22 protein-coding genes are annotated in these 25,334 nt (G+C 54.6%); 15 read left to right on the top strand and 7 right to left on the bottom strand.

All coding sequences use genetic code 11. The annotated features are described in order from the left end of the window. Window positions 1-26: 26 nt before the first annotated feature. From RDV48_13680 to RDV48_13665, 4 genes are read left to right on the top strand one after another with little or no spacing between them, the layout of a single operon-like run. Entirely contained in the window at window positions 27-1,070 is a 1,044-nt protein-coding gene (locus tag RDV48_13680) for a hypothetical protein (protein ID MDQ7823844.1), read from the top strand. Window positions 1,071-1,102: 32 nt separating this feature from the next. Beyond that, window positions 1,103-3,145, top strand: coding sequence for a DUF5693 family protein (locus RDV48_13675; GenBank protein MDQ7823843.1), 2,043 nt, complete (start codon window positions 1,103-1,105; stop codon window positions 3,143-3,145). Between the two features lie 29 nt (window positions 3,146-3,174). Beyond that, entirely contained in the window at window positions 3,175-3,696 is a 522-nt protein-coding gene (locus RDV48_13670; GenBank protein MDQ7823842.1) for a hypothetical protein, read from the top strand. Further along, window positions 3,697-4,821, top strand: coding sequence for an SPFH domain-containing protein (locus tag RDV48_13665; protein ID MDQ7823841.1), 1,125 nt, complete (start codon window positions 3,697-3,699; stop codon window positions 4,819-4,821). 82 nt (window positions 4,822-4,903) lie between these two features. On the opposite strand, the gene RDV48_13660 is transcribed toward RDV48_13665, so the two are convergent. Beyond that, window positions 4,904-5,395 (bottom strand): cyclic nucleotide-binding domain-containing protein, encoded by a 492-nt coding sequence (locus tag RDV48_13660; GenBank protein ID MDQ7823840.1) that lies wholly within the window; start codon window positions 5,393-5,395, stop codon window positions 4,904-4,906. A 250-nt stretch (window positions 5,396-5,645) separates the two neighbouring features. Here RDV48_13660 and RDV48_13655 point away from each other — a divergent pair, with 250 nt between their 5' ends. Both RDV48_13655 and RDV48_13650 read left to right on the top strand, forming a co-directional pair. Then, the gene (locus tag RDV48_13655) at window positions 5,646-6,803 is read left to right on the top strand and encodes a hypothetical protein (protein ID MDQ7823839.1); all 1,158 of its coding nucleotides are present in this window, start codon (window positions 5,646-5,648) and stop codon (window positions 6,801-6,803) included. Between the two features lie 78 nt (window positions 6,804-6,881). Then, on the top strand, window positions 6,882-8,057 hold the full coding sequence (locus RDV48_13650; protein MDQ7823838.1) for an AI-2E family transporter: 1,176 nt from the start codon (window positions 6,882-6,884) through the stop codon (window positions 8,055-8,057). Here RDV48_13650 and RDV48_13645 read toward each other — a convergent pair. The 3 genes from RDV48_13645 to nadD all read right to left on the bottom strand — a co-directional run bounded on the left by RDV48_13645 (window position 8,054) and on the right by nadD (window position 10,403). Next, window positions 8,054-9,196, bottom strand: coding sequence for a trypsin-like peptidase domain-containing protein (locus RDV48_13645; protein ID MDQ7823837.1), 1,143 nt, complete (start codon window positions 9,194-9,196; stop codon window positions 8,054-8,056). The genes RDV48_13650 and RDV48_13645 overlap by 4 nt on opposite strands. A gap of 83 nt (window positions 9,197-9,279) precedes the next feature. Beyond that, complete coding sequence (gene rsfS, locus RDV48_13640) at window positions 9,280-9,759, bottom strand: ribosome silencing factor (GenBank protein MDQ7823836.1); 480 nt, start codon at window positions 9,757-9,759, stop codon at window positions 9,280-9,282. A 35-nt stretch (window positions 9,760-9,794) separates the two neighbouring features. Then, complete coding sequence (nadD, locus tag RDV48_13635) at window positions 9,795-10,403, bottom strand: nicotinate-nucleotide adenylyltransferase (GenBank protein ID MDQ7823835.1); 609 nt, start codon at window positions 10,401-10,403, stop codon at window positions 9,795-9,797. Between the two features lie 245 nt (window positions 10,404-10,648). On the opposite strand from nadD, the gene RDV48_13630 reads away from it, so the two are divergent. Next, window positions 10,649-12,772 (top strand): hypothetical protein, encoded by a 2,124-nt coding sequence (locus tag RDV48_13630; GenBank protein MDQ7823834.1) that lies wholly within the window; start codon window positions 10,649-10,651, stop codon window positions 12,770-12,772. A 35-nt stretch (window positions 12,773-12,807) separates the two neighbouring features. Here RDV48_13630 and RDV48_13625 read toward each other — a convergent pair whose 3' ends face one another. Beyond that, the gene (locus RDV48_13625; protein ID MDQ7823833.1) at window positions 12,808-13,515 is read right to left on the bottom strand and encodes a hypothetical protein; all 708 of its coding nucleotides are present in this window, start codon (window positions 13,513-13,515) and stop codon (window positions 12,808-12,810) included. A gap of 57 nt (window positions 13,516-13,572) precedes the next feature. On the opposite strand from RDV48_13625, the gene lnt reads away from it, so the two are divergent. The 5 genes from lnt to RDV48_13600 all read left to right on the top strand — a co-directional run bounded on the left by lnt (window position 13,573) and on the right by RDV48_13600 (window position 19,690). Further along, complete coding sequence (gene lnt, locus RDV48_13620; protein MDQ7823832.1) at window positions 13,573-15,150, top strand: apolipoprotein N-acyltransferase; 1,578 nt, start codon at window positions 13,573-13,575, stop codon at window positions 15,148-15,150. A gap of 41 nt (window positions 15,151-15,191) precedes the next feature. Further along, window positions 15,192-16,049: an LptA/OstA family protein gene (locus RDV48_13615; GenBank protein MDQ7823831.1), complete on the top strand. Its 858-nt coding sequence runs from the start codon at window positions 15,192-15,194 to the stop codon at window positions 16,047-16,049. 96 nt (window positions 16,050-16,145) lie between these two features. Then, window positions 16,146-18,044: a hypothetical protein gene (locus RDV48_13610; protein MDQ7823830.1), complete on the top strand. Its 1,899-nt coding sequence runs from the start codon at window positions 16,146-16,148 to the stop codon at window positions 18,042-18,044. 27 nt (window positions 18,045-18,071) lie between these two features. After that, entirely contained in the window at window positions 18,072-18,842 is a 771-nt protein-coding gene (locus tag RDV48_13605) for a hypothetical protein (protein MDQ7823829.1), read from the top strand. A gap of 14 nt (window positions 18,843-18,856) precedes the next feature. After that, window positions 18,857-19,690, top strand: a complete 834-nt coding sequence (locus RDV48_13600) for a hypothetical protein (protein ID MDQ7823828.1) — start codon at window positions 18,857-18,859, stop codon at window positions 19,688-19,690. Here the strand turns inward: RDV48_13600 and RDV48_13595 are convergent. Next, on the bottom strand, window positions 19,671-20,312 hold the full coding sequence (locus tag RDV48_13595) for a vitamin B12 dependent-methionine synthase activation domain-containing protein (protein ID MDQ7823827.1): 642 nt from the start codon (window positions 20,310-20,312) through the stop codon (window positions 19,671-19,673). The genes RDV48_13600 and RDV48_13595 overlap by 20 nt on opposite strands. Next, window positions 20,305-21,582, bottom strand: coding sequence for a hypothetical protein (locus tag RDV48_13590; protein ID MDQ7823826.1), 1,278 nt, complete (start codon window positions 21,580-21,582; stop codon window positions 20,305-20,307). Before RDV48_13590 ends, RDV48_13595 begins: the two co-directional genes overlap by 8 nt. A gap of 205 nt (window positions 21,583-21,787) precedes the next feature. Between RDV48_13590 and RDV48_13585 the strand changes: the two genes are divergently transcribed. The 3 genes from RDV48_13585 to RDV48_13575 all read left to right on the top strand — a co-directional run bounded on the left by RDV48_13585 (window position 21,788) and on the right by RDV48_13575 (window position 25,304). After that, entirely contained in the window at window positions 21,788-23,131 is a 1,344-nt protein-coding gene (locus RDV48_13585) for a hypothetical protein (GenBank protein MDQ7823825.1), read from the top strand. Window positions 23,132-23,162: 31 nt separating this feature from the next. Next, window positions 23,163-24,854: a TldD/PmbA family protein gene (locus RDV48_13580; GenBank protein MDQ7823824.1), complete on the top strand. Its 1,692-nt coding sequence runs from the start codon at window positions 23,163-23,165 to the stop codon at window positions 24,852-24,854. Between the two features lie 90 nt (window positions 24,855-24,944). Further along, the gene (locus tag RDV48_13575; protein MDQ7823823.1) at window positions 24,945-25,304 is read left to right on the top strand and encodes an STAS domain-containing protein; all 360 of its coding nucleotides are present in this window, start codon (window positions 24,945-24,947) and stop codon (window positions 25,302-25,304) included. The last annotated feature ends 30 nt before the right edge of the window (window positions 25,305-25,334 follow it).

Below are 25,334 nucleotides of genomic sequence, written 5' to 3'. Positions count from 1 at the left end.
TCAAGCCATGCATGAAAGGGTAAGCCATGCCAAACCTGGAAAAAATTGTCGGCAATCTCTACAGCGTCTTTACCACTTTCTTCTCCATGAAGGACATAGAAAAAGAGCTCCAGGGAGAGGTCCAGGTGGCCATATGCGGCAACAGCCCCAAAACGGGCGAGCTCCACGAGGCCATGAACAGCCTCAAGACCGAGGAGGCCGACGAGAAGAAAAACCTGCCGCCCGAGGTGCTCCGCCTCTGCCAGTACCCTCCTGACAGCGAAGACATGGAGTTCCTGAAGAAGTGCCATGTGGCAGTCTTCGTGATGAAGGGAGATGATCTCAACATCGATATCCTCAGAGAGCTGGGGAAGAGCCTGCCCCATGAGGAGAAGAAATACCTCTGGTTTGTCGATGGCGCCGCTGATGAAATGAGGCGCGACGAGGTGAAGGACCTCTTCGAGGAGGTCTCCGTGGAGGAGATCCACTGGATTCACGACGAATGGAAGAAGCTTCCCTCGATGGTCCTCACGCTGGTGCAGGAGAAAGGGCTGGCGTACGCGCAGAAATTCAGCATGCTGCGCGATGAGATGGCGAGCCGCCTCATCAGGAACACGGCCAGGCAGAACGCCTCAGTCTCCTTCTTCTCATCGCTCCCCTCGAACATACCGATTATCGGCATCATAATCGGCCTCATAGCCGTCACGGGAGAGACCCTTATCATCACTGCCAACCAGGTGCGCCTTTGCCTGCGCATCGCGGGAGTCTACGGTCATGCCCTTGATTTCTACGCCAGGATGGCGGAGCTCTGGCCCGTCCTCGCGGGAGGCTTCGGCTGGAGAACCCTTGCCCGCACCCTCACAGGCTTCATTCCCGGCGGCGGCCCCCTGCTCAAGACTGCCATCTCTTACGCGGGGACCATTACGGCGGGAGAGACAGCACGGTGGTATTACCGCGACGGGAAAAAGCTCACAAGAGAAGAGATAAAGGCATTATACGACAAAGAAAAATCAAAAATCCTTGACTCAACCAACGCCTTCCTCCACAAGCTCAAGGACACTGACCAGGAAAACGGGGGCGACAGCCTCTGAGGTCTGAGACCTTCCAGAAAAGGATCGCTACGATGAAACCAGCAGAAAAACTCCTCTGGGTAATGGTAGTTCTTTCCATCATTGCAGCCCTCGCGGTGGCCGCGCAGCGCCTCTCCCTCGAGAGCGGGGGAAGGAATGTTGAGCTTGTTGTTGACTACAACGCCATCCAGGATATCTCGCTTATCGAAGGCACCCCCGAGGAGGATCTGGTAAAGCATTTCCTGGCAGCCGGCATCACAGGGCTTGCCCTCAGCGAAGATACGCTGGAATCCCTCAAGGCCCGGGGAAAGGCCCGGTGGTACGTGGGGGGTGACCTGATAAGCGCCTTCAGGGCCGGAATCGAAAAGACACCAAAGGCCCTGGCAGGCAGAGACTATCCCCCCGTCTCGCCTACAAAGCTCTACGTGACGGTCTATGACCAGGCCACCAGGGATCAGCTCCTCGCTTTCCTTCCCGTGTTCTGCAGCAGAGAGAAAGTGAGGGAGTGGCCGGCAGATTCACCTTCGGCAGAAGTTTCACCGCAGGCACCCGCGGTCATAGAGCTCACGGGGCAGGAAAAGACTCTGACCGTCATGGGCCTCGGCTTCTCAAAGGAGAAAGCAAAAAAATACCTTGATATGGGGCTCTCCATCACCCTCCGACCGGAGAACAAGCTCATGGTGACTCCCGCCATGATAGAAGGGTACCGCCATGCGCTTGAGCCATTTCAGCCCATTCACACCGTCATTTTCTCCGGTCTCAACAACGATGTGCTGGGCTTTCCCGAGTGCCTCCCCGAGAGCGCGGCATTCATCCAAGGCCTGGGCTGCCACCTGGGAATCATCGAGGCGCCCAATGTAAAGGCAATGCAGAAGGGCATTCAGACCCTGGGGGTGAAGTGCACCGCCTCGGTGCTCCGCGTGCAGTCCGTGTCACCCCTCTTCCAGGAGAAGCTCACCATGAACGATCTTGTAGACAAGTTTGAACTGGGTGTCAGGGAGAGAAACATCAGGATGATATACCTGCGGCCCCACATGATACTCACCGAAGGGCGCAGCCTCAGCGAGACCAATGAGTATTACTTCTCGCGCCTCAGCGACACCCTGAGAAAAAGGGGCTTCACCCTGGGAGCCGCCAGGGCTTTCCCGCTTTTCACACCCCATCCGCTTCTCATTGCGCTCCTCAGTCTCGGCGCAGCGGCGGCTGCGCTGCTGCTCCTGAGGAAGGTCATCACCCTTCCTGACCCTTTGACCTTAGCTCTTCTGGGAATTTTTGTGCTTGCCGGCGCCGCTTTCTTCACCACAGGCCACATGGCTCTCTGGAGGAAGCTCATGGCTCTTGGAGCGGGCCTCGTCTTCCCCACCCTGGCGATGATCATCCATATGGACCTGTTCCAGAGGTCCCTCAGGGAGAATACCTACCTGGCGCTCCTTGGGAGCGCCACGGTCGCCTTGATGAGAATCACGATGATGACCTTTCTGGGGGCGCTTGTGATGGCCGGGCTCCTCTCGAGCACTGAGTTTTTTCTGCAGGTGGACCGGTTCAGGGGCATCAAGCTCCTCATGGTGCTCCCCCCCCTCTTTGTGACCCTCTATTATATCATGAAAGCCTCACCGAAGCCATTGAAGGCTGGTGATCTTCTCGGGGCACCTGTCAAGGCCCTTCATCTGCTGGCCCTCTGTATCCTGGGTGGCGCTGGGGCTTACTATATCATCAGGACCGGCAACACCACCGAGGCAGCAGCCTCAGATATTGAGCTTGCAGTGCGCTCCTTCCTGAACCAGGTCCTCCTCGTGAGGCCGCGCTTCAAGGAGTTCCTGCTTGGCTATCCCGGCCTCATGCTCATACCGGGATTCATTGCTTTTGGCGCGGAATACGCTGTCTGGCTCCTCATGCTCATTGCCGGCATCGGGCAGGCCGACATCTGCGACACCTTCGCCCACTTGCACACCCCCCTTGCCGTTTCACTCATCAGGGCCGCCTACGGGCTCATCCTTGGCTGGATCGCCGGCGCGGCGGCGCTCTTCATTTTCTTCAAGGGAGTGCAGTTGAAGGGAAAAATGAGCCAAGAGAGAAGTTCTCAGGAAGCCCCATAAAAAAGAGAAGCATACCACAAGGAGGGACCATGGATGAACTGAGGGATAAAGTGCTCACCAGCACTACCGGCCTGGAACAGCTCATGAAAAGCATCCCCGGTTATGAAGGCTATCATAACAGGGAGCGCAGAAGGGACGCCGACAAGCTGCAGCGCATGTTCATTGCCGACAGGCTCACAAAGGTAAAGGGCTCGCTCACCGACCTCACGGCAGTGCTCGCGCGGTCAGGACACATGGAATATCTTGGCGAAATTGACCGGGCAGGCAAGATATTTGACAAGACCATCGACAGGATCCGCTACGCTGATTACGGTTACGCAGGGTTCTTCGATGCCGTCAAGATAAACGAGGCGGAGCTCGACAAGATATATGAGTTTGACTCGGCCCTGGTGAACAACGCGGCAACGGCTGAAGAGGCCGTCTCGGCCCTCGAGGGTGCCGTGGAGAGCAACGAAGGGATCAAGGACAAGGTAAAGCTCGTGGAGAGAGCCATCAAGGAGATGGACAGGCTCTTTGACGACAGGGAAAAACTGATAGCGGGGGTGGCATAGATGGTACTTCTTGACGTAGTGGAATATTCTGATCCTACAGGAACTGAAATTGTGCACAGGATCCCCGAAAGCGGCAGCGCCGACATCAAGGTGGGCGCCCAGCTTATTGTGCGCGAGAACCAGAGCGCCGTCTTTTTCCGCGACGGCAAGGCCCTTGATGTGTTCGCGCCGGGAAGGCACACGCTCACCACCAATAACGTCCCTATCCTCTCGGGATTTCTTAAGATGGTGACCTCTGACCATAAGACACCTTTCAGCGCAGAAGTGTACTTTGTCAACCAGAAGGTATTCACCGATCTCAAGTGGGGCACGCCGCAGCCCATAGATATGAAGGACCCCGACTTCGGCTGGGTGCAGCTGAGGGCCTTCGGCTCCTTCTCCATCCGCGTTGACGACCCGAGGCTTTTCATCAACAACCTCGTGGGAACCCAGGGGATTTACACCCAGGACAAGCTCAACACCTTCCTGAAAGGAAGCATCAGGACTCACCTCAACGACATGATCGGCAAGACTTTCAAGAGCTATGCCGAGATCAGGCAGCACTTCGAGAACATGAGCGCCGCGATGAAAGCCCTCGTCAAGGAGGATTTTGAAAAGTACGGCATAGAGCTCCGCGACTTCTTCCTCCAGGACGTCTCGGTGCCCGAGGAGGTCCAGGAAGCTCTCCGCGCAAGGAGCAAAATGGGAATCCTCGGCGTTGACAATTACATGCAGCTCAAAACAGCCGATGCTATCGGCGATATGGCAAAGCAGCCGGGGGGAGGAGGGGGGGCCATGCAGATGGGCACTGGCCTTGGAATGGGAATGATGATGCCCCAGATGATGGCCCAGGCGATGCAGCCGGGCGGAGGACAGGCCCAGGCTCCCCAGGCTCAGGCCGCGCAGGCTGTCGTTTCCTGCCCCAAGTGCAACGCCCAGGCTCCTGCTGCCGCCAAATTCTGCCCGGGGTGCGGCGGCCCGCTGGGCTCGGTGAAATGCCCGGGGTGCCAGGCCGATGTGCCGGCAGGGGCAAAATTCTGCATGCAGTGCGGCGCTTCAATGGCAGCCCAGAAGTGCCCCGGTTGCCAGGCGGAGCTTGCTCCGGGAGCCAAGTTCTGCACCAGCTGCGGTACCAAGACAGGCTAGAGTCAAGACCTGGATGATCGCGCGAAGAAATAAAAGCCCGGGACTGCCGTCCCGGGCTTTCTTATCTTTTCCGGAGCTTATCCTAGACAGTTTCCAGGGCAAGCTGCGCGAGGTCATTGTTCATCTTCCTGAGACGGCCCGCCAGCACCGACATGATATGGATGGAAAAGTCGGGAAGACGGCTCACCAGGTCCCTGAACTCTTTCTTGTCGATGGAGAGAAGAATGCCCTCGTCGAGCATGGTGGCATTCGCCGAGCGCGAGTGATCATCAAGAATGGACATCTCTCCAAAGAAATCATTGTGGGAGAGGATGATGTTCATCTCCCTGTTCAGGATGCCCCAGTCCCTCGAGATGTTCACCTTCCCCGAGATTACTATGTACATCTGCTCACCACGGGAGCCCTCGGTAAAGATCTTGTATCCCTTGGGAAAATGATGCATCTTCATTATGGAGCTGAGCTTGTCAAGCTCATCATGGGAGAGCCCGGAAAAGAGATTTGTTCTCGCCAGGGCATCTATCTTGTCCTTGTGGCCCACTTCCTTCAGTCCGCTGTGATCGTCCACGGTAGCCATCGGCATCACTCCCTCCGCAGATTCATTCAATTCTTAAATACTTCAGAGGTGAGAACAATTCCTTCCTGGACAGAGCAAAGGCCCCCGGGAAGTGAGAAGGGTCCGGGCTTGTTAAATTATTGTTAAACCGTTGCTATGCCAGAGCCTTTATTATATAATAAAAGCAGGAATAATAATACTCGCCGGCTGGTATTGTGAGTGAAGCACCCGGGCTTCTGCCTGATCACTCATGCCATAAAGGAGGCTCCCCATGGAGGGATTCCGCGGTTCCTGGTTTCTCGCGGCCATCTGCCTTTCCCTGATCTTTCTGGCCTCATTCCCTTCACCCTGTGAGGGCGCCGCGCGCCTGTCAGGCACCCTGGTCTCGGCTGATCCGGGTTCCGGTATCTACGTGCTGCAGCTTGCCGACGGCTCCAAGAAGAAGATAAAGCTCCAGCAGAGCTCAAGTGGCGGCGGGAAGGGAGGCTTTGCCACCGGCCAGTATGTGGTGGCATCAATCGTGAGCCCCCTCAATGACGATCCCCTCATAGCCGACTCGCTGATGGACAGCAACAGCGCAAGAAAATCTGCGCCTGCTGCCTATACCATACCCATCAACACGAGAGTGGGAGGCTTCGCATCATCAGGAGGCCCCGCGGCGACGGGCGGACAGAATCCTTACGTAATCGGCAACCTTGTTTACGGCGGAGGAAACCTCACGCCGCCCGCCATGGTGAACGCCCCTTTCACCGCCTCGCCGGCTCCCATGAATTCACCCTACACGGGCTCGGTGCTCACAGGCCAGGGAGGGGGCGTCATTCCTCAGGGGCAGTCAGGCGGCAGCACTCTGAACATGATGACAGGACAGACCCCCATGACGGCGTCACCTACGGCCATCAACAATCCTTTCTCAGGGCAGTCGGTAATATCGGGAGGGGGAGGAGCGCCCCCCCAGGCGAACCCGGGGGGGATGATTACAGGCCAGAAAAACTACCAGGCCACGCCGGGGAACATGATACATGACCAGCCCCAGAACAGGAATTCCGATTTCACTGGCCTCTCAGGCAATAACACGGCGCAGATGATGGGAGGGCAGCCGGGCGAAGAAGATGATGACGAGGACGACGACCCCATGACCTCGGGGAACAATGATGCATTGAACGCCATGATGCCTACACCTACGCAGGTCAACGGGAAAGTGATGGACATCAACCTCAATAACGGCGTCATTTTTTATATGCTCCTGGGCGGGTCCCAGGACCTCGGTACCGCCGTGCTCACACAGAAAACGAGGATTTTTGACGGGCAGACAAAGCAGCCCCTCAGCCTGCAGGCCCTTCCCAAGGGAAGCATCGTGGTGATTCAGGGCTACAAGCGAAGCGGGAACTGCCTGGAGGCATCGGCAATCATGATGATGCAGCGCCAGTAAAAAATTGCAGGATTTTCAGCATATTTCCAAAACTTCTTTCCATGCTGACTATCATCGCCGCGATTGGAAGAGGCCGCTGTGGATGCCGAGGCAATAAAGAGGAAAGCGTTTTTCATCTGGTATTTCCTGGGGATTCTTCTCCTTCTCTTTCTCTGCCTCTGGGTCCTCTCCTATCTCAGGCATGTGATCATCCTCCTCTCCATCTCGATCCTGCTGGCCTACGTGCTGGGACCGGCGGTGAAATTCTTCAACAACCCCATCATATTTGACATCAGGGGCTCCGTTAAGATCGCCCGCTTCACCCTGAAGGTCCCCTTTGGAAACAGGACCATCATCGTCAGCAGGGAAGGGTTCTCCCGGATCACCTCGATTATGCTCGTCTATATCTTTCTGCTCTTCTTTGTGCTGCTGGTCATCTTTTATCTGCTGCCCATCATCACTCAGGAGTCCACCAACCTATACAACAACAAGGACATATATATCAGAGGCGCCATGGAATGGTACACCAAGGCCAGCAACTGGGTAATGCCAAGGATACCCCGCTCCCTTGATGCTTACCTCCCTGAAATCACCTCCAAGATAGTCGATGAGCTGAGAAACTTCGGCGTAGGGGTAATCCAGCATTCCATCCCCGTGATGAAATCGATCCTGAGCTACGTGGCTCTTATGTTCATCATCCCCTTTGTCACCTTTTACATCCTCATGGACGTGGAAAAATACAAGAACGGCTTCATGGCCCTTATCCCCGAGGAGAGAAAAGAGGATTTCGGCGAGCTCCTGCACGAGATCGACCTTATGATGGGGCGCTATATCAGGGGGCAGATAATTGTCTGCATCGTGATAGGGATATCGGTGACAATCGCACTGATGCTTCTGGATATCCCGTACGCAGTGCTTATCGGCGTCTTTTCAGGGGTCATCGACATAATCCCCTACGTAGGCGTGGTCATAGGCATGATTCCTGCGGTGGTCTTTGCACTGCTGAAGCACCCGCTGTACGCCCTCTTTGTCCTGGCAGTGCTCTACTTCATCCACTGGTCAGAAGGCCACGTCATCGTGCCTAATGTCATGGGGCAGAGCGTGGGGCTCCCGCCCCTGGTGGTCATCATTTCCCTGATTATAGGCCTTGAAACCATGGGGATCCTGGGAATGTTCCTCGCCATCCCCATTGCCTCCGTGATAAGGGTGGTGGTGAACCACTCCCTGAAAAAACTCTCTGAGAGAGCGTCCAAATCACCGCAGGCGCCCTCCTAGGGCATCTCGCCGATTTTCACTGTGACGACCTCCTGCTTTCCGCTGCGCCACACGAGAAGCCTTATCTCCTCGCCCGCCTTGTGGGACTGCACAACCTTCCTTATCTCGTCAGCCGTTTTCACCCTGTTCCTGTCTATCTCCTGTATGACATCGCCCTTCCTGAGACCGGCGCTCTCTGCAGGGCTCCCCTCGACTGTCCCGCTCACCACGATGCCCTCTTTGAAGGGGAGCTTCAGGTAATCGACAAGATCGGGGGTGAGCTCCTGCATATAGACTCCCATGTAAGGCCTTGATATTTTTCCCCTGGTGGCAAGCTCGTCCTTGATTTTCCTGGCGACATTGATGGGAATCGCAAAGCCTATTCCCTGGGCAAAGGGCATGATGGCCGTATTGATGCCTATCACCTCGCCGTCGAGGTTCACCAGGGGGCCTCCCGAGTTGCCTGGATTGATGGCTGCGTCGGTCTGCAGCAGATCCTGGTACTCCTTGGATCCGTCTGAAAGGTTTCTGCCCCTTCCGCTTATCACGCCTGCCGTCACGGTGTGGTCATATCCGTAAGGATTTCCCACGGCAATGACCCATTCACCTACCTCGGCCCTGTCGGAGTCTCCAAGCTTTGCCACAGGAAGGCTCTTTGCCTCAATCTTGAGGATGGCGATGTCAGAGACCCTGTCTGCTCCCTTGAGCACCGCTTTATGCTGCTGCTTGTTGCTTAGTGTCACAAGTATCTCGTCGGCTCCGCGCACCACATGATCATTGGTGAGAATGTAACCGTCGCTGGAGATGATGACGCCTGAGCCCTTGCCTTTTCTAGGTATTATCTGCTCCTCGTACTGATTGAAGGGAATTGAATCTCCAAAAAACTCCCTGAAGAACTTCTCGGCGGGGAACTCGCGGCTTTTCGTGACTTTCCGCGCCGATGAGGTGTCAATATTCACCACGGCAGGGCTGATCAGCTTCACCGCTCTTATCACGGCATTCCTGTCATCGGTGATCCGGACCGGCGGGCGCTCCTGCCCATAGGCAAGCCTGCGGCCCTCCAGGCAGCCGGGCCCGAGATAAAGGGCCCAGGCAAGAAGACACCCCGTAAGCGCGGAAAGAAATGAGACCAGGAAAAGGGTTTTGATGCTCTGTTTCATGGCAGCCTCCCTGAAAATTTTTACTACTACAATTATAGTAATAAATAGGTCGAATTACAAGGGGGCTCTCAAAATTTCTATAATTATTCACCAGCCTGAGGCTCTTCCTTCAGGACCTCGCCGGTCAGGTACTCTTCCTGAAGTTTCGCCGTTTCGGGCTCCGAGAGAAAGTCAAAGCGGGGCACATCTTTCCAGAGACCTTCAATATCATAGTATTCCCGGTAATTCGCGACAAGCTTTGATCTTCTGCCCAGGAAGCCCTGCTTGAGGGGGGCGTCCCTGTCCTGCTCGGCAAAGACATGGACCACGACGCCGCCGTAATCGAGAAGTATCCAGAAGCCTGACTGCATTCCCTGAACAATGCGCTTTGAGGGATGAAGGGCTTTGACTCTCTCATCAACAGCCCTGGCGATAGCCCTTGTCTCCCTTCTGGTGAGAGCCGAGGCTATCACAAAGAAATCGTAGAGGATGGACTCCTCTCTGAAATCAAGAATCACCACGTCATGTGCCTTTTTGGCGTCGGCAATCACTGCCGCCAGAATCGCTAGTTCCCTGCTTTCCACGCTTTCTTTTCCTTTCTTTTCTTCGAAGGCTCTTGTCACTCAATATAAAGCTTATACTTGTATATGTACTCTTCCACCGGCTGCGGGATCAGGTATCTTATGGGCTTTCCCGCTGCCAGGCGGCGCCTGATGTCAGACGAGGAGATTCCCACGCCGGGTATGGAAAGGACCTTTATCTTGCCGGGGGTCTTCAGGTTCTTTTCCTTTATCTTCTGATCAAGGTGGGACTCGAGAAAGCCCGGCCTTGTCACGACGATGAAATAGGTGAGAAGAGAGAGAAGCTCTTCAAAGGCATACCATTCATACTTGATCAGGGCATCGGCGCCGGTGATGAATGATACCTCCGTGGCCAGGTAAAGCTTCTTGAGCTTTCTCACCGTGTCCATGGTATAGGAGACATTCAGCCTGTCCAGCTCTACCCGGGAGACCTTGAAGGCGGGATTTGACGCAATGGCGAGGCTTACCATCAGAAAGCGGTGCTCGGCGTCGGCAATATCCTTTTCGCCCACCTTGTGGGGCGGAATCTGGTTGGGGATGAAAAGTATCTCGTCGAGATGAAACTCCGTCATCGCCTCCTGGGCTGCCAGGAGGTGGCCGTAATGCACGGGGTTGAAGGTGCCGCCCATCACTCCGAGAGTGGACATTCTTTTCACCATCCGGTTGCGCGGCTTCTCTGCCGGGGCGGGCCACCTGCAGGGCCGGCGCGGGCGAGATGAGACTCTTGAAATGCGCGCCCATGTGATTCAACAGGGAAGAGCATATTCCTGCAGGAAAGCACCATTCTTCTGTCTAACACATGGGAAATTTCTGACCGGCATGAAGTCCCCGGCACCTGGGCCTGCCCAGGACACCGGGATTACCTGGGATACAGCACACAATGATGCAATATATGCTCATGACAGAGGGCACAGGAAAGAGGAGATCCTCTTCCACCCTTGCTCTGCACCTGAGAGCTGCCCTTGCTGTTATTCTTCTGCTGTCACTTTTCTCCCCTGCTTCGGCTGCCATCACCACCGACCTCCCCGATGAGGCCCGCATCAAGGCGGAAAAAATCAAGTATTTCCAGAAAAAGATGAAGGCCACGGGCAATGTGATAGTCCTCTACAAGGGAGCCACCTTCCAGGCCGACGAAGTGGAATATGACGAGGAGACAAAGACCATCAAGGCCGAAGGGAACGTGCGGATGACCCAGGAGGGCGAGACCCTCTATGGCAATAACCTCATCTACCAGATGGAGCTCGAAAGGGCGACGCTCTGGAACGCCCGGGGCTCAACAAGCCGCCTGAGCGTCGGCGAGAAAAAGATGTCAGGCCGCCTCTTCTTCTGGGGGAGAAAAATTATCCGCGAGAAGGAGTACCTCAGGATCGAGAAGGGCATCTTTACCACATGCGACGTGGAAAAGCCTGAATACCATTATCACATCACCTGCAACGAGGCCACCATCTACCCCGGGGACAGGCTTATCGCAAGGCATGTAGGCGTCCACCTCAAAAAAAATCTTCTGATGAACAGGCCACTCCTTGTCATGTCCCTGGAAAAGAAGGAAAAGCAGAACATAGTGCCCCAGATTGGCTACAGCGACATGGACGGATTCTATGTCAAGGAATCCCTTCCCCTCAAGACAAGGAAGTCCGACAGCGGGAAAGTGAACATCGACTGGTACCAGAAGACCGGCTTCGGCGGCGGCATCGATCTCAACTCCGCCCTCGGCTCCAGCGGGAGAAACATCTTTCACTGGTACCAGCTTGACCCCTCTTCGACAGGGCTCGTGAAGCCCGATACCCAGAACACTTCATACAATAAAACCATCGGCAAGCATGAGCTCTCCGACTATTTCACCTACATGCTCCCCGACAACTTCTATTTCGGTGCAGGCTACGCATCTTCACAGTACACCTACCCCCAGCTGGGAAGCTATTCCTGGACAAGCAACAACATGTTCCTCGGCAAGTCAACAAACCGTTACAATTTCAACATGACCCAGGCGAGCACCAGCTATAACAACTATACCTACGTGAACAGGAGCGCCGATTATGCCTGCTGGCTCTCGAAAAAGCTCAGGTTACGGGCGGGCGGCCTTTTCAGCGGCTACCAGGGAAACACCTTCGACCAGCGCACCATGTGGAATTACTTCAGCGATCTCTTCTATGACGGCGACTATCTCGATACGCTCCTGAGCTTCAAGAGCGCCGGCGGCGCCTCGGTCTTCTACCTGGACAAGCTCCCCGAGCTCACGGTGCTCTCCAACAAGCTGCAGCTCCTGGATGTCCCTCTCAATGTGACGGCGAGCACGGGGAACTACAAGGAGGAGCCCACAAGAGTAAGGATGAACAGGAACAGCTTTTCCATCTCGACCAGCAACCTCTCCTGGCCCGTGGGGGAAAAAGGCCTTCTCAACATGGGAGGCGGCTTCAGGCAGATGCTTTTTCAGGATAACAGCGCCAAGTATGTCGTCACTGCCGGCGGGGGATTCTATGAGGATCTCGGCGCGCTGGGCCTGAGATTCAATTATTTTTACCAGGACCCCCAGGGGTATTCCCCTTTCCTGAGCGATTTCACTTCCCCTTATAATATGGTCACCGGCGGTATGGAGTTCCACAACGATGACCAATGGAAATTGAGCGTATTCAGCGGGTACGATTTCCAGTACAAGACCTTTCACAACATGATCGGCCGCCTCTCGCTGAAGCCTGCCGCCAATACCCTTATCGATCTGGGCTCAAGCTACAACATCGACAAAAAATACTGGTCCAATATGAACGGCCAGATAAACCTCGATCTGGGCGAGGGGCTCTCGCTCCAGTACTGGTCTCTCTATGACCTGATAAACAACAAATACACATACCAGGACTTCAGCATCAGCAAGGAAAGCCATGATTTCCTCACCAGGATGGTGTACCGGAGCGAGCAGAAAGAATTCTGGGTCCAGTTCGCCCTCAAGGCATTCCCCTATGATACCATCCCCATAGGCCCCACGCCCGACAGGATCATCATGCCGATGAAGTATTACTAGCCTCCACAACACTGAAGCAAGAATGCCAACGAATATCAGTACGTGTAAATCTGGAAGCTCTTGATGTCAAAATTCACGTAGGGGAAATCGGCGGGAAGATCACCCTTGGTAGCCCAGTCGTAAAGCTCGTCATCAGGATAATTGGGAGGAAGAGGGTTTTCCGGGCCGGTAGTCTTATTTACCATGACGGTGTATAGGTCGCTGTGCGTAATGTCAGGTCCAGGCCCCATGGTATCAAGAGTTCTGCCTATCATTGCGCTGCTGAAGTTATCGGTGGTAAGGGCCTGTGCGGTGAACCTGTTGAAGATATACTGGTTGAAAATCACCGAGCTGTCCTTCGTGGAGAAGGTAAAGCTCAGGGTCCGGCTGTCAGATGAAATCTGGGCGTACTGATCAATCCTCGCAGTGTATACAAATTCGTAACCGGGGCCGGGAACGCTCGGGATCCTGTGAAGCCAGTAATAGGTAGGCCCCGCGAGGGGATCGTTATAGAGCCTCAAGGCATCGGTGTAAGTCCCCGTGTTGGTCACCTCTATCGGCTGGGCCTCGCTGTTCAGCATTATCAGGTAGTAGCCGTTCGAAGCGATGGAGCCTGTCTCATTGAAAGTGAGAGTGAAGGTGATATAGTTCTTATCGGCCGTGCTCCCTCCCTGGCTGAAGCTCTGGCCGCTCGGGCCCTGGGCACAGGAAACGAGAAGGAGAAGGAGCATGAAGGCTGACGCCAGGGAAAGATAGTTCTTCATTGTGGTTCCTCGCTAGAAAGGATTCATGGGCCTTGTTATGGTATTCCTTCAAAGACCATGAGCCGAAAGACTGATTTGCTTGTGAGGATACTTCTTGCAACCCTTTCCGGTTTCCTCCTGGGAATGAGCTTCCCGGACAAGGGGCATTTCCTCTTTGCCTGGTGCGCCCTGGCTCCCCTTCTCGTGGCCCTCTATGGCGTCACTTTCAGGACCGGCTTTTTTCTCTCATGGCTTACAGGCTTCCTTTTCTTCTCGACGATATACCTCTGGGGCTGGGTCTTCGGAGGGCACGTGTGGTTCGCCCTCTCCCTGTGGCAGGGGTTTTACTTCGGGCTCTGGGGAGGCTTTGCCGCCTGGGCGCTTGAAGACGAGCCCGCCCGACCTGCCCGCCTTTTTCTCCCTGTGCTCCTCTTTGTCTTCTATGAGTACGGCCGCTCCCTGGGCCCCCTCGGCATCAACTGGGGAGCCATCGCATACTCGCAGTATGAGCAGGTTACCTTGATACAGGTGGCGGGCATCACAGGGATGTATGGCATTTCATTCCTCGTCATGCTCGGCAATATGGTGCTTGCATGGCTTCTCATCACTGTGATGAGGGCTCAAAAGTCCCCGCAGGGCGACAGGAAAACAGCCGAGCGTAAGAAAGGCCTGCTCTCCCTGGCGCTCTCCTTTGCAGCGCTTATGACAGTAACCTTGGCATACGGCCATCTTGTAATCGCCGGAGACAGCGCGCGGAAAGGCATCTTCCCCCGCGTGAAAGTGAGCATAGTGCAGCCCAGTGTTGACATGCTTATGAAATGGGACAACAGGATGCTCCGCTGGACCCTCGAGACCCTTACCGCTCTCTCCGCGAAGGCGGCACAGGAGGGAACGTCGCTTGTATTCTGGCCTGAGACATCGGTTCCCACCTTCATTCCCAACAACACCGTGGCAAAGGAATATCTCGAGCACTTCACGGCGTGGGAGAAAATCTACTTTGCAGCCGGGGCACCGCAGGCCGCTCCAGACGGAAGGAAGCTCAACACGGTCTTCCTTTTCTCGCCGCAGGGGAAAATTACTGCAGAGTACAGCAAGCGGCACATTGTGCCTTTCGGTGAATATCTTCCCTTCAGGAAACACCTCAGAAAATACTCTGTCTTTGACAGGGTCCAGGATTTCTCTTCCGGGGACCGGTGGACGCTCTTCCCCACTCCCTGGGGCTCCTTCTCGGTGCTCATCTGCTTTGAGTCCGATTTTCCCGGTATTGCAAGAGTGAATGTCAGGAACGGAGCAACATTTCTCGCGGTCCTTACCAACGACGCCTGGTTTGAGAGGAGCTCAGCGGCGGTCCATCACCTGGGATGGAGCGTCTTCCGCGCCGTGGAGAATCATTCGAACGTGGTGCAGGCTGCAAACACCGGGGTCAGCGCCTTCATAGACCCCCATGGAAAGATAAGGAAAAAATCGGAGATCTATACAAGGGTTGTCCTCACCGATGACCTCGTGATCACCCCTGCGGGAACATTTTACACGCGCCACGGAAACGTATTTCTCCTTATTGCCGCACTCCCGGCCTTCGCCCTTGCGCTCCGGCGCTCCAGGGAAAGGCAGCCTTCGCAGGCCGGAAAGAGCAAAGGAGGAAAAGAGGTCTCATAACAAGAAGAAATGCCTTGCTCTGGATTATGAGGAACCATTTTATGCTTCACAAAACGCTCTATCTCACCCTTCTATTCGTGCTCAGCCTCCTTGTGCCGGTCTTTTCGCAGGAGCCTGCAAAACCGCCCGGCGAGATACGCATGACTGCTGAAAAACTCACTTATGACGACAAGAAGAAGTTTGTGCGCCTCATCAACAATGTGAAAGTCACTTACGGAGAGGCCGTGATGACCTCTGCCAGGGCAGAATTCAACGGCGTCACAAAGGTGGGCCACTTCACCGGAGGCGTGAAGCTCTGGCAGCCAGGCAACGTGATATACGGCGACAGGATGGACGCCTTTTACAACGAAAAGAAGGTGCTCATTTCAGGCCACGTAAGGGCGCTCATGGAGGAAGGCACCGCTCCCCGGAAAGGGGAGCAGGCGCCTCCGCCGGCGAAGGAGCAGAAGAGCGACGAGGGCACCGTCATCATGACATGCGAGGAAATCGAGTTTTTCTGGGAATCAAGGGATGGAGAGGCAAGAAGGAACGTGAAAGTCTGGAGAAAGGAAAAGACCGCCTATGCCGACGTGGTTCACTACTCACACAGCGCCTCCCTCATCACCATGACAGGCAATGTAAGGTTCGAGCGCGGCCCCAAGGACTGGATGATCAGTCCCGAAGCCTATTTCGACCTGAAAACAGAGACTTTTGTCGCACGGGGCGGCGTTGAAAGCAACGTAGAGCTCACAAGCGCACCTAAAAAACCGGAAAAAAAGGCGACACTTGAAGAGGAGCGCATCATGTCACCCCTTCTCTCTCCTGTGGAGGAGGAGGTTTTCATTCGGGAAGTGCCGCAGCAATTCAAGAGCGAGAGGGAAGAGCACATAGAAAAGCTTCCCGGCACTCCCCTTCCCTGAGGTTCCCGCAGCGGAACTTCGATGAACATGGTAATGAAGGCATCTTAAATAATGGAATTATGGTGAGCGAAGCTCACTGAGATCCCTGGAGGTATCTTGTCGAAAAAAACTGCACTCTTCATCGTACTCATATGGGCGCTCTGCGGGGCACAGTCCCCTGCACGGGAATCCGTGAACCGTCCAGAAGTTAATTTTACCTACCTGGAGACCCAGAGGATGAGGGTAAAAATACCCGGCGGGAGCGAAGGATCGCTCTGGGCAACGGCAGGGGCGAAAAAGAGCGACGGGTCTTTTGAGTATTCCTTCGTGACCGAGGATATAGCCCGTATCTGTCTGCTTTACTGCGCTTCCTATGAAAAGCTTCATGACACGTCCTCCATGGAGAAGATAAAGGATGCCCTTACCTATCTGCTTGCCATGCAGAGCAACGAGGGCTTCTTCAGAAAAGGGCTGAAGGCCGACGGCACACCTGACGGCACCCAGGAGGCCAGGGCCGATCTTTCAAGCGCAAACGCCTTCTGGGCCCTCTCAAGGTCCCGGAGAATCCTGGCAAAGGACGACCCGTCATATGCCGCAAAGCTCGACGGGCCTGTGGAAAAAGTCATCTCGCAGCTCGAGGCCGCTTTTGCGAAGCCGGGCAAAGGATATAGAGAGACCATCACTCTTCATGGCAAGGAGATGCCTGCCTGGCTTATTAACGGCGAGAGCGATACCACTTCTGTCTTCATTCTGGGGCTGATGGAGCATTATCAGCTCCATCAGGATGCCGCTGTAAAGGATCTCATCTCCAGGCTCTGCGATGCCGTGAGCTCCTTTTCGGGAACCAACTACGAGGAGTTTCCCTTCTGCGGCCATTATGAGAGCGTTGCTGACTTCAACCTCTGGACCCTCTCGCACAACCGGCAGATGGCAGCCCTCTCCCGGGCCGGTGCCCAGTTCGGCCAGCAGGCGTGGATAGAATCGGCGGAGCGCGAGGCCAACGGTCTTTATACCCATTTTATCGCATCATACGGCCCTCTGCCTGGAATGGCCCCGGGCCCAGTGATATTTCCCCAGGAGAGCGCGGGAGTCCAGGTGATGGCAGAGAACCTGGCAAGCCTCGCAAGAGCCACGAAAAAGGAGCATTACTCTCTTATGGCCGGGCTTGCCGCATCATGGCTCTTCGGCAACAACACGAAAAAGGAGATCATGTATGACAAATCCACGGGGATGGCATGGCGCTCCCTGAATGAAAAAGGGAAATCACCTGACGGGAGCGCCAGGGCCTCTGCCGAAGCCCTCATGACACTCATTGAGCTGTGGAACACTGCAGCCATGCAGCAGTTGCACACCACGGAAAAATATCCCCCCCACACCTTCAAGGTGCTTGAGGCCGAAGACGGTAAAGCCGTGAGAAAAGACTACGATGTGGAAGACCGCCTGTACCCGGGCGGCGCCACGGGAAAGAACGTGGTCATCAAGCGGGAGAATTCTTTCTGGATCAAATTTGAGACTCAGGAGGAGAACACCTATGATTTCTACCTGGTCTATCTCAAGCAGCCGGGCCTGGATATGGGCTCGTCGATAATGATGAGGATTGACGGCGACAGGATCTTCACCGTCCCCCTCGGGGGATCGCCTGATACCCCCTATATCACCATGAAGGAGGTCCTTGAGCCCCGCGTGCTTCTCCCCGGCCTCCACAGCCTGGGAATCCGCTACTCGGGCCTCCTGCATACAAATCCCACCATCCTGGACGCGGTGATACTCCAGCCTTCAGTGGAATGGCGGATTTTCTCCGACCCGGCAGGCCACTCCCTTGTGTTCATCAAAAGCTTTTTCAGGGTTGACCTGGAATTCCCCACCAATTCCCTCACCCAGAAAAACCTCCTGATCACTTCCTTCACCACCTACACCAAGACAGGAGTGACTGCATCATCGGTCACGGGCCTCCAGGCAACACCTGCGAAAATCAGAATACCTGAGCACGGATACGCAATATTGCGTGGCAGATAGAATATTATTGTAAAGGAGCGTGGTATCATGGGAGGTGCGACAAATCCCTGGCTTAATCCCCAGGATATTGTCCTGTTGAAGAGTGTTATGTCCTTTCTCGCCTCAATACTCTTTTTCTGGGTCTATTTCCGCCTGAACCGCTTCCCCCTCTACCTTTACCTTGCCATAGTCCTGGTGGCACATGCCATTTTCTTCGCCCTCTTTTTCAGGGAGTCGACACCGGGTGCCTTCGCCTTCTTCGGAGGAGCCGGCCTCGCCGTGGCCTTTGTGGGAATCCTCTCCGCCGCAGTGATGTCGGGCTTCGTTATCCTGAACAAGAAACTCATCATCATGCACGACGGCCAGTTCCTCGATCACACCGACGGATCGGTAAAGATCCAGGCAATAGCTGTTGTCACTTTCGTGGTCATGATAGTGCTGAGCTTTCTCTTCGGCAACGTGATGAGATATTACAAGGGAAGCATCCCCGGTATTTCGGGCTTCATCCTCTTCCTCATGGCCCTCGCGGCGGCTTCATTTCTCGCCTGGCGCCTCATACCGCTCCGCCCCCTCACTGAAGGTGCCCTGCTTGGCGAAGCAAAAGCGAAAAATACCGTGGAAAATATTTTCCAGGTGACCACCGATATAGGGAGCACCGAAATGATGCTGGTGCCGATTGCCCTTGTGGCCGTCTGGGGCCTGCTGCTCTACCTTGTCAAAGGAACAGCCAACCAGATGGACATCACGGGCCTTCTGATACTCGTTATCCTCACGGTGTTCATATTCCGCTCGGAGATGAAGAAAAAAGGCAGAAAATAAAGGACCGGGTCTTCATGGCAGCATACATATTCAGCACAAGGAGAAAAGACAAGAAGAGCTGGAAAAAGATGGAGTTTTCCCTCTGGTTCGGCATCTTCACATACCTGGCCTTCATGTATTTTTATCTTGTCCATCACAAACCCGGCCCTGAGACCCTGCAGCAGAATTTCATGGCCCTTGCGCTCCTTCTTTTTCTGCTGCTGGTGTACTTCCCGGTAAAAAGGAACATCACTCTCCAGAAATATGCCTCAATAGTGATCGAGACCATGAGAAAAGGCCTCACTTATAAGGATTTCCAGGGAGAAAAAATATTCTCATGGCGGGACTTAGAGGGAAGCTCCATCATTCTTGACACGCACCCTGCCATAGGGGTCTATCCGAGGGAATTCAGGCTGAAGCACTCAAAAGGCTCCCTGGTCATCGTGAACGATCCCCTGATGCACCCATTGGAAGGGGCATTCAATCTCTTCGAGGAGCTTACCCAGAAAATCGAGCCTATCAAAGTGTCCCTCGCGGCCTTCAGGAATTTCTGCCCTTACTGCGGCGAAGCGAAAACCGGCAAAGAGCGCATATGCCCCTCCTGCAAAAGGGAGGCAATGTTTATCAACAAGTACCTGAAGCCTTTTTACGTGATAAGGGAGGAGATAATCTTTACCATACTCGGGGCCCTGCTCCTGGGAAATGCCTTTGTCCCCATTGCCCTGGCACTTTTTGCCGTATTCCTCATCATTCCCTTCATGGCTTCGATAAAAAAAAGCTACAAAACCATCAATGCTTACCTGGCAGAGAGAAAAACGGTTGTTTCTGCTGACACCCCGGAGGAGCCTGTCAAAAGCCCGGGCCAATAATGGCCGTGACAGACTTCCTGGGCTCCATCATTGAAGTTCTGGAAAGGGTGATTCCCACCCTTTCAGGCGCGAGAAGCCTGAAGAGCATGGCCTGCTCCCTGATATCCCAGTCAAAGCCTGTTTTCCGGTCATTATATCCGGGTGAATAGCGCACAAGCCTCATCCCCAGATGCTTCTCAATGCGGCGGTGCACAAAGCGTGCTGCCTGCTCCGCGGCTTCGCTGCCGATGCTGTCAAGGATAAGCGCCTCTGACATCCTCCCCTTTTCAAAAAGCCCTTTGAGCTCTCGCTCCAGGCCGCTGCCGATGGTCACGGCAAAAAGCCCTGCAAGGGAAGCTCCCCGGAACCTGCGGGCCAGGAAGGCGCTGGTAAATGAGGCACCGCACAGAAAGAGAGAGTCTCCCTCGACGGTGAGCGGAGCCGTGCAGAATATCCCTTTAGGGGTAAAAAGCCGGGGGGCCCCGGCAATCATCTCCCCCAGCATGCCACGAATCCGCGACGCAAAAGGGGATTTCATGGTGCTTTCCGCTGAAGGGTACCCCATATACCTCAGGACCGATCGCTCTCTCAGCTCAATGGGGAAATCTTCCAGAAACTCCTCGTAGAGCGCCACGTCAGTCACTTTCCTCTTCCCCGGGAGGCTCCCCGTGGGCCTCTCCTTTATTTATTTCCTGAAACTCGTCGGGGTAGGCAAGATGCAGAACGGATCGGGAAAAAGTCTCCCTTGCATCTTCATAGCGGCGGAACCATTGGTGCTGCTCCAGAGCCCTTCTCGGGGAAAGGTCTGTCACACGCTTCAGGCTGTCTCCGGCCTCTCGCGAGGTAAAAATGCCCGTTTTGCCTGTCACGAGCAGTGCATGGCCGGGGCCCTCCTGGACGGGAGGAATAATCTGGAAGCCGAAGCCGACTTTTTTCGATGCGCCGCTCCTTATATCCATCCTGTAGACATCCCTGCCCTGGGAATGAAGGATCGTTCCCTCGTCGGGAGCACAGGAATACTCAAAGACAAAGTGCCTGTCATCAGAGGGATCGGGGATAGTGCGCAGTAATTTCATCGACCTGTCAAAGACGTAGAAGGCCTTGCTGCCGGGGACACGGGGTGAATCGGACCCATGGGCGACGAAGAGCCCTGTCTTCTTGAGATAGTAAGGGGATATGATACGGCATTCGACAGGCGCCCAGGAAGGCTTCAAGGACCTGTCGCGGTGAATTATGGCTGTCCGGTATTTGCCGGGGTTCCCCGGCGCCAGAGCGGAGTTATCAAGAGCGACAAAGGCACTCCTCCCCCCGTCAAAAAGCACTGCCGCCGCGCATACCTCGTCAGCCCCATAGGAAAACTCGGAAAAGATCGATGTACCTCCAAAGTCGGTAAAGACAAGCCTGTTTCTTCCACCCCCGGCCACTCTTCGCACCAGGGCCGTATCATAATCATAGGCAAGAAAAATATCCCATTGTGACTTCTTATCAAGCTCCCATACCCTCTTCTCACCTGTCGCCACATTGATGAGAAAAAGGTAATCCCTTATACGGAAGGGGTACTCCCGGTCCTCGCGGGAAAGGCGGAGGACCACTTCCCTTCCATTCTCTGCAACCCTGAAAAATCTGATGCTGTATAGTATGAACCCCTTGTCAAAGCGCGCCAGGCGTAGAGGGCGGCTCCCATCATGGCGGGCTTTCCAGAATTCCAGCAGATCCTTTTTCCCTCTGAGGTTCCAGTAATATCTGAAATAGGTAAATTCCTCACCGCTCCTTGTCCAGAGAGGATTAAGATCGAAGTAATCAGGCACGCTCTCCAGCAGGGCATTGGTGATGAAAAGCAGGGTCAGGACGGCAAAAGAGACAACCGCCAGCGCGGCAAGCACCTGCAGTTGTTTGCTTTTCTTTATTTTCATCAGGGTTTCTCAATTCGGAGCATCCTTGATTTATCCTCTTGCCCTGGAACAGGACTTACGGGGCAATAATAGAACTATTATATTTCCGGCAGTCGGCTGCGGAATATGCACGGTGGCGCAGGGCCTGCCGGCAATACTGTGAAAAGGTGCGGAACTAGTGCATACCAGCGGCAGTGGTCTTGCTTCAGCGGCAGGGAGGGCATAGGTGGAATCTCACGAACAGGAGCCCCTTCCCCAGGAGGAAGAAAGCCTATTTTCCCTCACCCGCTCCCCTTACCTCAACGAGGTGCTCAAGGCGGCAGAGCTTCTCTATTATGAGGAAGTCTGCCCCGACGTACGGGTAAATGACCTGAAGGATGCTCTTGAAATCTACAAGAACGTTGTCGCGAAGCTTTCCGAGGTTTACAGCAACCTCAGGCCCGTCCAGGAGCAGACTGAGGGCATTGTCCAGTGCAACAGCATCATCGAGGAGAGCTTTCAAAGGCTTCACGAGGGGTTTGAGCTCTGTGAGAGCGCCTTCTCAAAGAAACCTGATATTGAAGGACTCGTGAACGGCCTCTCACTGATCCGCCTCGCCACTGAAGAGCTCTTTTCCGCCTTTGACTCCCTGAGGGATCAGGAGCTCTCCCTCCCCTCCCACTCATCATCACCTTTTTTTCATGAGCTCCTGAGAATTGCCCACGGTGTGGCCAGGGGCGACTTCCCCCAGGAGGCGCTCAGGGAGCAGCTTGCTTTCATGAAAGACCTTTGGGAGAGGCATTACCGGGAGTTTCTCGTGTACAAGGGAGAGAAATTTGAATCGCCGGAGATCGCCTCAAGGATAGAAGAGCTTGAAAGTGCCTACGAGCAGTGCGGCGAGGGCTTTCAGCAGATGGAGAGATATCTCGAGAGCGGAGTCAGGGACCAGCTGGAGCAGGGGATTGCCCTTGTGAAGGAATCGAGTGACAAGCTTCTTGAGATTCAAGACGTGGTGCAGAGAGCGGTCGAGGAGGCTTCAACAAAATCCTGCCTTTACTGCGGGGCGAAAAATGATCTCTACGCAAAGAACTGCGAGGAATGCCAGGCAATGTTCCATACTTATACTCCTCAGGAGGAGCCCTCGTCAGAAGTTGATCTCCGCATAGGAGAGCAGGTCACGTCAAATGAGCGCCTTATCGCCACAAACATCATCAAGCTCATGGAGGTGGTGACCTCCCTTACCCAGGGGAGCGGGAGCACCGAGGAGCTTGCCAATACCCTCAACTGGCTCTGGGACAAGATACAGCAGGGGAAAGCCCAGCTTGAGCGGATGAAGGTGCCTGACGATCACCCTGATGAAGAGGAGAAAGAGCTCCTCATCAGGTCTTATGAGATACTCTCAGGCGGGATACAGAAACTGGAAGCCGCCATCTCTGAGCTTGGCCAGTTTCCCGAGGACGGCAACGCGGAGCACCTCACCTCGGGGCTTGATATGGCCCTCGCGGGGAACGACGATGTTTCCGAGGTGCAGCAGATAAGCCAGAAAATCTGGGAAAGGCGGCAGCAGCTCTCGCAGCAGGCCACGCAGTAATGAACAATGAAAGGCAGGTAACAGAGCCCCTATGAGACCAAAAAAAGACACAAGGCTCCTCATAATAGACGCCATGGAAAAGGAGCAGAACAGGGCTTTCAGCCAGCTCAGGATCCACAGCTTTGAGAAGCCATATTTCATAAGCTACCTCATCAAGGACTACGACGTATACAGCGCATGGGGCAGTTACGGCGCCATGCATTACGGCGGCGTCAGAGAAAAGGTAAGGAACATCTACACTGAGGTGAGAGTGGGCTCCCATCTTTTTGATAACACCATCGACGGGGGAATAGCCTGCAGCCTCAAGGATGCCGAATCTTTCAACTACCTTTCGGCGCCTATTGAAGACGACATTTACGCCCTCCGCATATGCCTCTGGCGCCTCACCGACATGAAGTACAAGGAGGCACTCTCGCAGCTTCTCGCCAAGAAAGGAAGAATGCTGAAGGAAGTGCTCAAGAAAAAGAAGACCCCTGATTTCTCCAGGGAAAAAAAGATGCTCCACATAGATAAGCCTATCCCGTTCACTCTCGACGAGCCTTTCTGGAATGACCTCATCAAGAGCCTCTCCGGCGGCTTCAGGAAATACAAGAAATTCATCAACTCCTGGGTGCAGTTCAAGGCCATGAAGGAGCTCCGGTTCTTTGTCAACACGGAAGGCACGCAGATCATCACCGAAGATGAATATTACAGACTTACCCTCTATGCGGCAACCCTTGCCGACGACGGTATGCCCCTTGATATCTCCAAGAACTACTACTGGCGCTCCCTTGGTGAATTCCCCGGGAAGGCCGGCATAGAAAGTGACCGCGAGGAGTTTGCCGCCGATCTGATGAAGATCCGCGAGGCGGAGGTCCTGGAGCCTTACACCGGCCCCGCGATCCTTCAGCCCGAGGCATCGGCCGTGTTCTTCCACGAGGCAATCGGCCACAGGCTTGAAGGTGAAAGGCAGATCTCAAACGATGAGGGTCAGACCTTTACAGGGAAAATTGGCGAGCCGATCCTGCCCGAGTATATCTCCATAAAGGATGATCCCAGGGAGAAGTGCTTTGACGGCCAGTCCCTCGTGGGCCACTACAAGTTTGACGATGAAGGGGTGCCGGCCCAGCAGGTGATCCTCGTGGACAGGGGAATCCTCAGGAATTTTCTGCTCTCGCGGACGCCGGTTGAAGGCTTCACCCGCTCAAACGGCCATGGAAGAAACGAGTACTATGAATATCCCTCAGCGCGGATGGCGAACTTCTTTGTCGTCACCCACGACGGGAAGCCTGAGGAGAAGCTCAAGAGCATGCTCATTGAAGAGGCCGGGCGCCAGAAGAAGCCATACGGCCTCATAGTGAAGAACGTCGAGAGCGGCGAGACTAACACATCACGTTACAGCTTTCAGGCATTCTCCGGGTCGCCAAAGATAGTGTACAAGGTGGACCTGGATTCCGGAAGGGAAACCCTGGTGCGGGGCGTTGAGTTCATCGGCACCCCCCTCTCGAGCATCAATAAAATCCTTGCCACTGGAGATACCTGCGAGGTGCACAACGCTTACTGCGGAGCAGAATCAGGATGGATTCCCATCTCATCCATCGCCCCTTCGGTGCTCGTTGAGGAGCTGGAGCTTCAAAGAATAAAGGACAGGAACAAGAGGCCGCCCCTTCTTCCTCCCCCTCCTTATTCAAAGAGGGTAATCGCCTCGGAGCTCTCGGTGAAGAATCTTTCAAAAAAGACTTGACTTTTCCCGTAAAATGAGGTAAATTGAATTATGTACTTTTCCCTTTGAGGATATTCCTCAGGTGCACCATCATCATGGGAGGTTTGTTAAGTGAATCCTATCGTTGAAAGCAAAGACATTGCGGAAAATATACATCTTGTGAGCCTTGAGGGCGACATTGACTTCATTGTCTATCCCGAGCTGAAGAAGCAGCTTCTCAAGCTGATAGAATCGGGCAAGATAAACATGATCGTGAACCTTGACAAGGTGAACTACATCGACAGCTCCGGCCTGGGAGCCATCACGTCGGCCCACCTCAAAGTGACCTCAATGGGCGGGAACATCAAGATCGTGAGCCCCAACTCCGATATCAACAAGATCTTCGACATCACGGGGCTGAGCAAGGTGGTCAAGATATACTCCGATTATAATACGGCCCTTTCAAGCTTCAACGCCGAGATCAAGAAGTAGAAAACCTCTTGTACCCCTCATCCACAGGCA

It is taken from the genome of Candidatus Eremiobacterota bacterium (assembly GCA_031082125.1).
Classification (GTDB): domain Bacteria; phylum Vulcanimicrobiota; class CADAWZ01; order CADAWZ01; family Ess09-12; genus Ess09-12.
The sequence above is the reverse complement of the archived record's forward strand: the minus strand, read 5'-3'. Positions and strand labels throughout refer to the sequence as shown.

What these genes read in the sequence shown, in the direction of transcription:
- RDV48_13645 (MDQ7823837.1), bottom strand. Translation starts at nt 9,196, where the DNA reads ATGAAACAGAGCATCAAAACCCTTTTCCTGGTCTCATTTCTTTCCGCG.
- RDV48_13660 (MDQ7823840.1), bottom strand. Translation starts at nt 5,395, where the DNA reads ATGGCTACCGTGGACGATCACAGCGGACTGAAGGAAGTGGGCCACAAG.
- RDV48_13625 (MDQ7823833.1), bottom strand. Translation starts at nt 13,515, where the DNA reads ATGAAGAACTATCTTTCCCTGGCGTCAGCCTTCATGCTCCTTCTCCTT.
- RDV48_13605 (MDQ7823829.1), top strand. Translation starts at nt 18,072, where the DNA reads ATGGGAGGTGCGACAAATCCCTGGCTTAATCCCCAGGATATTGTCCTG.
- RDV48_13600 (MDQ7823828.1), top strand. Translation starts at nt 18,857, where the DNA reads ATGGCAGCATACATATTCAGCACAAGGAGAAAAGACAAGAAGAGCTGG.
- RDV48_13590 (MDQ7823826.1), bottom strand. Translation starts at nt 21,582, where the DNA reads ATGAAAATAAAGAAAAGCAAACAACTGCAGGTGCTTGCCGCGCTGGCG.
- RDV48_13680 (MDQ7823844.1), top strand. Translation starts at nt 27, where the DNA reads ATGCCAAACCTGGAAAAAATTGTCGGCAATCTCTACAGCGTCTTTACC.
- RDV48_13675 (MDQ7823843.1), top strand. Translation starts at nt 1,103, where the DNA reads ATGAAACCAGCAGAAAAACTCCTCTGGGTAATGGTAGTTCTTTCCATC.
- RDV48_13665 (MDQ7823841.1), top strand. Translation starts at nt 3,697, where the DNA reads ATGGTACTTCTTGACGTAGTGGAATATTCTGATCCTACAGGAACTGAA.
- RDV48_13655 (MDQ7823839.1), top strand. Translation starts at nt 5,646, where the DNA reads ATGGAGGGATTCCGCGGTTCCTGGTTTCTCGCGGCCATCTGCCTTTCC.
- RDV48_13615 (MDQ7823831.1), top strand. Translation starts at nt 15,192, where the DNA reads ATGCTTCACAAAACGCTCTATCTCACCCTTCTATTCGTGCTCAGCCTC.
- nadD (MDQ7823835.1), bottom strand. Translation starts at nt 10,403, where the DNA reads ATGTCCACTCTCGGAGTGATGGGCGGCACCTTCAACCCCGTGCATTAC.
- RDV48_13670 (MDQ7823842.1), top strand. Translation starts at nt 3,175, where the DNA reads ATGGATGAACTGAGGGATAAAGTGCTCACCAGCACTACCGGCCTGGAA.
- lnt (MDQ7823832.1), top strand. Translation starts at nt 13,573, where the DNA reads ATGAGCCGAAAGACTGATTTGCTTGTGAGGATACTTCTTGCAACCCTT.
- RDV48_13580 (MDQ7823824.1), top strand. Translation starts at nt 23,163, where the DNA reads ATGAGACCAAAAAAAGACACAAGGCTCCTCATAATAGACGCCATGGAA.
- RDV48_13630 (MDQ7823834.1), top strand. Translation starts at nt 10,649, where the DNA reads ATGCTCATGACAGAGGGCACAGGAAAGAGGAGATCCTCTTCCACCCTT.